This window comes from Candidatus Dadabacteria bacterium (genome assembly GCA_009840385.1).
Taxonomy (GTDB): domain Bacteria; phylum Desulfobacterota_D; class UBA1144; order Nemesobacterales; family Nemesobacteraceae; genus Nemesobacter; species Nemesobacter australis.
The window spans coordinates 90,449-97,475 of sequence record VXNX01000003.1 but is presented as its reverse complement, the minus strand read 5'-3'; the positions used below and the strand labels follow the sequence as shown (position 1 = coordinate 97,475).

At 49.4% G+C, this 7,027-nt stretch carries 5 protein-coding genes; all 5 read left to right on the top strand.

From position 1 onward, the window contains the following. Nucleotides 1-301 precede the first annotated feature (301 nt). On the top strand, nt 302-3,241 hold the full coding sequence (locus F4X55_01265) for a PDZ domain-containing protein (protein ID MYC39639.1): 2,940 nt from the start codon (nt 302-304) through the stop codon (nt 3,239-3,241). Nucleotides 3,242-3,301: 60 nt separating this feature from the next. Beyond that, entirely contained in the window at nt 3,302-4,237 is a 936-nt protein-coding gene (locus F4X55_01260) for an ABC transporter permease (GenBank protein ID MYC39638.1), read from the top strand. Nucleotides 4,238-4,259: 22 nt separating this feature from the next. Beyond that, a complete protein-coding gene (truA, locus tag F4X55_01255) occupies nt 4,260-4,997 on the top strand; it encodes a tRNA pseudouridine(38-40) synthase TruA (GenBank protein ID MYC39637.1) in 738 nt (245 codons plus the stop codon). A gap of 78 nt (nt 4,998-5,075) precedes the next feature. Further along, complete coding sequence (locus tag F4X55_01250) at nt 5,076-5,837, top strand: 2-hydroxyhepta-2,4-diene-1,7-dioate isomerase (protein ID MYC39636.1); 762 nt, start codon at nt 5,076-5,078, stop codon at nt 5,835-5,837. Between the two features lie 106 nt (nt 5,838-5,943). Continuing rightward, entirely contained in the window at nt 5,944-7,014 is a 1,071-nt protein-coding gene (gene leuB / locus F4X55_01245; protein MYC39635.1) for a 3-isopropylmalate dehydrogenase, read from the top strand. The last annotated feature ends 13 nt before the right edge of the window (nt 7,015-7,027 follow it).

Here is a 7,027-nt window from a genome sequence, read left to right as displayed (position 1 = left end):
ATGCTTCTGCTTACAGAGAAGTGGAATCCTCTCGGTGGAGTACCAGGCTAAGATTATATTGTTTTAGCTGGCTTATAACGGACAGGGAGAATCATAATGGATTCTTTCTGTCCGTTGTTTTTTGTTTTCTTCCCAACAAGCAGTTCTTGCGTCCCAAGCGAAGCGGACGCAGATTCTCGCTGTATTCAGGCAGGATAACTGCCCCTGTCTCTCTTTTTCTTCTCTTGGTCTTTCTCTGAAGCGCCGTTTGATATAATCCGCAGTATAATTGATAATAGAGTCTCCGGGACGGTGATCTTAATTGTCTGAAAAAATCCCAAATTTTCTCAAAAACGGGTACTTGGCGCTCGCCTTGGGAACCATTATTGTCCTATCTTTTTTTCTCGTCGCCGAGCCGGTCAGTCTTGACCGAAAATACAACAATCAGAGCATAAAGATTGCCGAGGACGCCCTTAAGCATGTAAACAAGTTTTATCTGGATAAAGCCAAGATCGACTACGCAGAAATGCTTGAAAAGGCGGTCTCCAGCCTCGAAACCTTTCTTGACGACGTGCTGGTGGAATTCCCAGAAGATCGGGGCGGGAACTTCGCCGTTCAGGTAAAGGAAAAAACGAAAAAATTCAAAGAAAAGGAACTGCCGTCCTCAAACGATGTCGCAAGCACCTTGGGCCAAGTCGTGTCTTTTGTCCTTTCTAACACAGGGGCCGAAGAACGCGCCGTCAAAAACATAGAATATTCAATATCGGACAGCATGCTGAAGGTCCTTGACCCGCACTCCGCCATGATTCCGCCGGATGTCTACAAGGAGTTTTTGATAGATACTGAAGGAAGCTTCGGAGGACTCGGAATAGTGGTCGGAATAAGAGACGGTCAGCTGACCGTCATATCGCCGATAGAAGGCACTCCCGCCTACAGATCGGGAATAAAGACCAAAGACAAGATCGTGCAGATAGAAAACGAGTCGACCATAAACATGCCGCTTCTCGAGGCCGTTGGAAAACTCAGGGGCAAAAAAGGGACCAAGGTAAACTTGCTTATTTCCAGGAAAAACTTCAGTAAACCCAAGAAGTTCTCGATAGTAAGGGACACAATAAAGATAGAAAGCGTTGAAGGGTTTGATCTTGAAAACGACATTCTTTACCTGAGAATAAGAAATTTCCAGAAAAACACATCTTCTGATCTTAAAAAAGAGATAAAAAACCGCTCCTACCCTATCAAGGGAGTAATTCTGGATTTAAGAGCAAATCCCGGGGGTCTTCTCTCGGAGGCGGAAAAAGTAGCCGATCTCTTCCTTTCCTCGGGAACGATAATGACGACAAAAGCAAGGGATTATTCAAAGACCTACAGGGCGACGGCAAGACAGCCTGAGTACAAGGGAAAGGTAATAGTGCTTGTGAACCAGGGAAGCGCGAGCGCGTCGGAAATAGTCGCCGGAGCGCTGAAAAACAACAAAAGAGCAATTGTGGTGGGAAAAAGATCCTTCGGCAAAGGTTCTGTCCAGAAGATCTTCGAGTTCGAAGACGGCGCCGCGTTGAAGCTCACCATAGCGAAATATCTGACCCCGGGCAATATCTCCATACAGGATAGCGGTATAACCCCCGACATCCTCCTGCAGGGATCCTTTGTTAACGAGGAGAAGGTCGTTTACAATCCGCTACCCGAAAAAAGAGAAACCGCAGAGGAGACAGAACCGCCGACTCCTGAACTCACGATCAAGTATATTGACGACAGCTTGGCACCGCAGGAAGAAGACGAGGCCGAAGTCCAGCCGGACGAATCACTTACAAAAGTGCAGAAACTTGAGAAGCTGGAAAGCGATTTCTACATAAAACTCTCAAGCAGGCTGCTTCTGGCGGAGACCCCGGAACAGATGTATGCAGCGGCCGGCGATTTCTCCAACGCACAGCTTGAAGAAATCAAAACCCGTATCGAGGATACGGGAATCGACTGGTCGGCAGGTGAAACAAAAGATCTCAGCGTATCAGTTGAAACGGTTCCCTCGAAGACAGTTTTCCGAGCCGGTGAAGAGAGTTTTCTCGAGATAAAAGTGACAAACTCCGGCCCCGACCCAATCTACAGGCTCAGTGCCGTCACAGACTGTGAGAACCGCGTTTACAGCAATGGGGAACTTCTGTTCGGAAAATTGCTCCCTGGGCAGAGCAAAACCTCGAAAGTTAGGTTCTCCGTACCCAGGTGGGTAACTACCAGAGAGGATAATCTAAAGCTTGTTTTCACAAGTTCGGGGGAAAAAACCTTTACGGAAGAAAGCCTGCTCGTGAGAACCGTGGCGGACAAGCGTCCCGTCTACTCCCATAACCACGAAGTAGTGGACGACGGAAGATTCGAGAGCCAGGGAAACGGAAACGGACGCGCGGAATTTGAAGAAACGGTAGTACTCAACTTGAGATTAAAAAACGTAGGAGACGGAGTATCGGAAAAAACGGTCGTGACTCTCAAAAATCTTTCGGGCGACGGCGTGTTCCTTGAGAGAGGAAGAATTGAATTTGAGAACTTTCGTCCTGGAGAAATCCGCTTTGCGCCGTTTCGTTTCAGGCAGGACGGCAAAGCCGATGAGACGAAATTCGAACTTATCGTAATGGATGAAGACTTTCGGGAAGTAAAAACACAGAAAATAACCCTACCTGTCTTCGCGCAAGAGAGACCGTTTTCCCCGGCTTCGGCAAAGAAAACCGCCGTGTTCAGGGACGCAAGCTACATACTCGGGGGGACTTTCCCCGAAGCCTCGTCAATAGCCTTGGCGCAGAAAAGCTCCATTGTAAAAATTCTCGGGGCCTCGGGGCGATGGATACGGGTTGAGGGGAAGAACTCGGTAGCGGGCTGGGTTGAGGAAAAGTCTATCAGGGTTAACCGGGCAAGTCACGATGACTCATCCGGGGAAACGTCGGGAGAGAGCGGATCAAACGGCGCCGCACAGCAGATCTCGCTTCTCGAAGAGGCTTTTGAGTGGCCCCCCTCCATAATAATTTCAGATTTCCCGATGTCCACAGAAGATTCCATGATACTGGTACGAGGGTCTGTCAGGGACTCTGACCGCATAGAGAGCGTCTCGGTGTGGAAAAAGAACGACAAGATAAAGCTCCTCACTCCGGGCAAAAACACCGCCGCCCTGCTTTTTCCTTTAACTCTTGAAGAAGGGATAAACCTTTTCACCATAGTGGCCAAGGACGAAAAGGGAATGACGTCAAGAAAAATCCTGGCCATAAGAAAGGATATTTCTTGACCTTCGGATATGCGGCGCCTACGCATTGAGAACAGTGGATGAAGTCCCAGAAACAAAATAATGCTTAAATTTCTTTCCTTTCGAATACTGACCGGAGCAGTCGTGATCCTCGCGGTCGCAAGCATAACCTTCTTTTTGCTCAGAGTGCTTCCCGGAGGTCCTTTCGATACGGAAAAAAGCATTCCTCCGCACATACTCGAGAATATCGAGAAGAAATACCACATGGACAAACCACTGCACAAGCAATATCTCATCTACATGGGGAACCTGGCCCAGGGGGATTTCGGACCTTCATACAAATACGACGACAGGCCAGTTACAGACATAATAAAGGAAACCTTGCCGGTCTCAATGGGGCTCGGGTTTGTATCCCTTGTGCTTGCGTTTTTCTTGGGAACTGCCGTCGGAATGATCTCCTCGCTGTTTCCAAGAAGCATCCACGACATTGCTTCCGTGCTAATCTCCACCTCTCTTGTATCGGTCCCGAGCTTCGTCGTGGGAGCAGCGCTCATATATTTTTTCTCCGTTAAATGGGGGGTTCTGCCGGCCGCTCTCTGGGGAGAGCCCAAGCACATCGTCCTTCCGGCGGTGACCCTGAGCCTAGCTCCATTCGCCTATATCTCAAGGTTAGTACGCTCCAACATGCTCGATGTGTCGGGCCAGTTTTTCGTAAGAACCGCAAGAGCGAAGGGTCTTGGAAGAACAAAGATATTCACAAAGCACATACTGAGAAACGCGCTTATACCTGTCGTAACGGTGCTCGGCCCCCTGACCGCCTACCTAGTTACGGGATCATTTGTCGTCGAACATATATTCGCGATACCGGGAATGGGACGGTTTTTCGTTTTCGCCGTGGCAAACAGAGATTACTCAGTGGTGCTCGGGATAACGATCATCTACGCTCTTCTGCTTGTAATAGCGAATCTCATCGTCGACCTTCTCTACGCCATACTTGATCCGCGAATAGAGCTTAGAAAACAGGAGCCGATCGCCTGATACCGGGCAGCCGCAGACGGAAATGAAAAACATAAAAATAGTTATCGAGTATGACGGCACGGACTACCACGGCTGGCAATGCCAGGCGAATCTTCCCACGGTACAGAAGACGATAGAGGACGCCTTACGGCAAATTACCGGAGAAAACATAAAGATAACGGGATCCGGAAGAACGGATGCCGGCGTGCACGCGATGGGTCAGGTGGCAAGTTTTCTCACCGAGACGCAACTGGATTCCGAAACCTTGCGAAAAGCACTCAACTCCACCCTTCCCCGCGACATATCCATTATCAAGGCCCTTGAGGTTCCAGAAGGCTTTCACGCACAGTTCAGCTCCCGAAACAAGATATACGAATACAGGATTTTCAACAGACCGCATCCCCCTGCACTTCAGAGAAACAGAGTATGGCATATCCCGGAGAAGCTTGATACGGGGAAGATGAAAGAAGCCGCCTCCCATCTTGAGGGAAAGCATGATTTCTCCGTTTTCGCCACGGCCGACATAACCGTGAAAACCACGGTGCGCACGGTAAAACGGGTTCACATCAAGAAAACCCGCGAAGGGATAATCCTTATTGAAATAGAGGCGAACGGGTTTCTGAAAAGAATGGTGAGAATGATAACCGGAACCCTCGTGGAAACTGGAAAGGGAAAACTCGCCCCAGAGGGATTCGGACAGATACTCGCCCAGGGACAGAAGACCAAAAATGTTTTCACCGCTCCTCCTCAGGGACTTTTTCTTAAAAAAGTCCTTTACTGAATCTCAAAACGCTTAAAAGACCGATACTCTTATACGAGATTCCCGTATATAATTAGAGGCATTTAAACGAAACGCGCGATGAAATTCCTAAGATTCAAAAACGCCGAAGAAGAACCTGTATTCGGAAAATATCTCGACGGATCGGTCTTTGAGATAGAAGGGGATATTTTCGGTAGGTATTCGGTAACGAACGTAAAGCACGACTACGCGGACATAGCGCCGCTTGCTCCCTGCCTCCCGACAAAAATCATAGCCGTAGGACTCAACTACGAGGATCACGCCAGGGAAATGAAAAGGACTCCTCCCGAAGACCCAATGCTCTTTATGAAACCCTCAACGGCGGTTATCGCACATCAAGAAGAAATAAAATATCCTGCGCACATGTCGAGCAGGGTCGACTACGAAGGAGAACTCGGGGTCGTTATAGGAAAGAAAGCCCGCATGGTGGAAAAGGAACAAGCGCTTGAATATGTCTTCGGGTATACCTGCGTAAACGACGTGACCGCAAGAGACCTTCAGGCAAAGGATATACAGTTCACAAGAGGCAAGGGATTTGACACGTTCGCCCCGTTCGGACCTTTCATAGAAACGGAAGTCGACCCCACGGACCTGCACATAAAAACTTTTTTAAACGGTGAAGTAAAACAGAACTCAAGCACGAAAAACCTGATATTCAGCGTCCCTGAGCTTGTAAGCTTCATATCAAAGGTGATGACGCTTCTTCCGGGAGACATAATAGCGACCGGAACTCCTTCCGGGATAAGTCCCATGAGCCTTGGAGATGTGGTGGAAGTGGAAATTGAGGGAATCGGAAGGCTCGTAAACCGCGTCGCCCGGTAAAAAATTCTACTTCTCGGGCGCTTGCGGGAATCTGGCCTCGGAATTAATAATCATTCAGGTAGGTTAATGCCCTGAAAAAATCAGAGAACGCAGAGGAAAACTTAAATTGCCTAAAGTACTAGTAATCCCGGGAGACGGGATAGGAGTTGAAGTAACCGAAGTCAGCGTGTCTATACTCAAGGCCGTAGGGAAGAAAAACGGGATTGAGTTTGCGCTTGAAAGCGATCTTCTCGGCGGATGCGCCATAGACGCACACGGGGTTCCCGTAACCGAAGAAACCATAGAGAAAGCTAAGCAAAGCGACGCGGTGCTCCTGGGGGCCGTGGGCGGTCCGAAATGGGAGAACATGGAACACCACCTAAAACCCGAAAGGGGACTTCTCGAACTCAGAAAACAGCTGGACACCTTCGCGAACCTGAGGCCCGCGATTGTCTACGCTGCACTTGCCGATGCGTCCACGCTTAAAAGGGAAGTGGTGGAAGGAGTCGACATAATGGTCGTGAGGGAGCTTACGAGCGGAATATATTTCGGACATCCGAGAGGAACCGAACAGCTGGGCAAGGGGGAAAGCAAGGCGTTTAATACCCTCCATTACACAACTTCCGAGATAGAGAGAGTAGCGAAGATGGCCTTTGAAATCGCCAGAAAAAGAAAAAACAAGGTTACCTCAATAGACAAATCGAACGTTCTCGAATCGATGGTACTCTGGAGAGACACTGTCACGGAGATCCATGACCGCGAGTTCTCAGACGTGACGCTCGAGCATCTGTACGTGGACAACGCCGCTATGCAGCTCATAAGAAGACCCACAGACTTCGACGTTATGCTGGCGGGGAACATGTTCGGCGACATAATAAGCGACGAGGCCGCCCAGCTCACCGGCTCCCTCGGCATGCTGCCCTCGGCAAGCGTCGGAAACGAAGGGGCCATATACGAGCCGGTGCACGGAAGCGCTCCCGACATCGCCGGCAAGGGCGTAGCGAATCCCATAGCCTCGGTTCTCTCGATGGCTATGATGCTACGTTACTCCTTTGACATGGACGAGGCCGCCACACAGGTCGAAGAAGCGGTAGCAAATGTTCTTGAGAAGGGTTATCGCACATCCGACATATACGAGGAAGGAAAAACCAGGGTGGGCACAGAGGAAATGGGATCTCTCATACTCGACGAGTTGTGAGAAGAAATGATTC

Excerpts from the sequence above, each read along its gene's own strand:
- F4X55_01250 (MYC39636.1), top strand. The coding sequence starts at position 5,076 with ATGAAATTCCTAAGATTCAAAAACGCCGAAGAAGAACCTGTATTCGGA.
- truA (MYC39637.1), top strand. The coding sequence starts at position 4,260 with ATGAAAAACATAAAAATAGTTATCGAGTATGACGGCACGGACTACCAC.
- F4X55_01260 (MYC39638.1), top strand. The coding sequence starts at position 3,302 with ATGCTTAAATTTCTTTCCTTTCGAATACTGACCGGAGCAGTCGTGATC.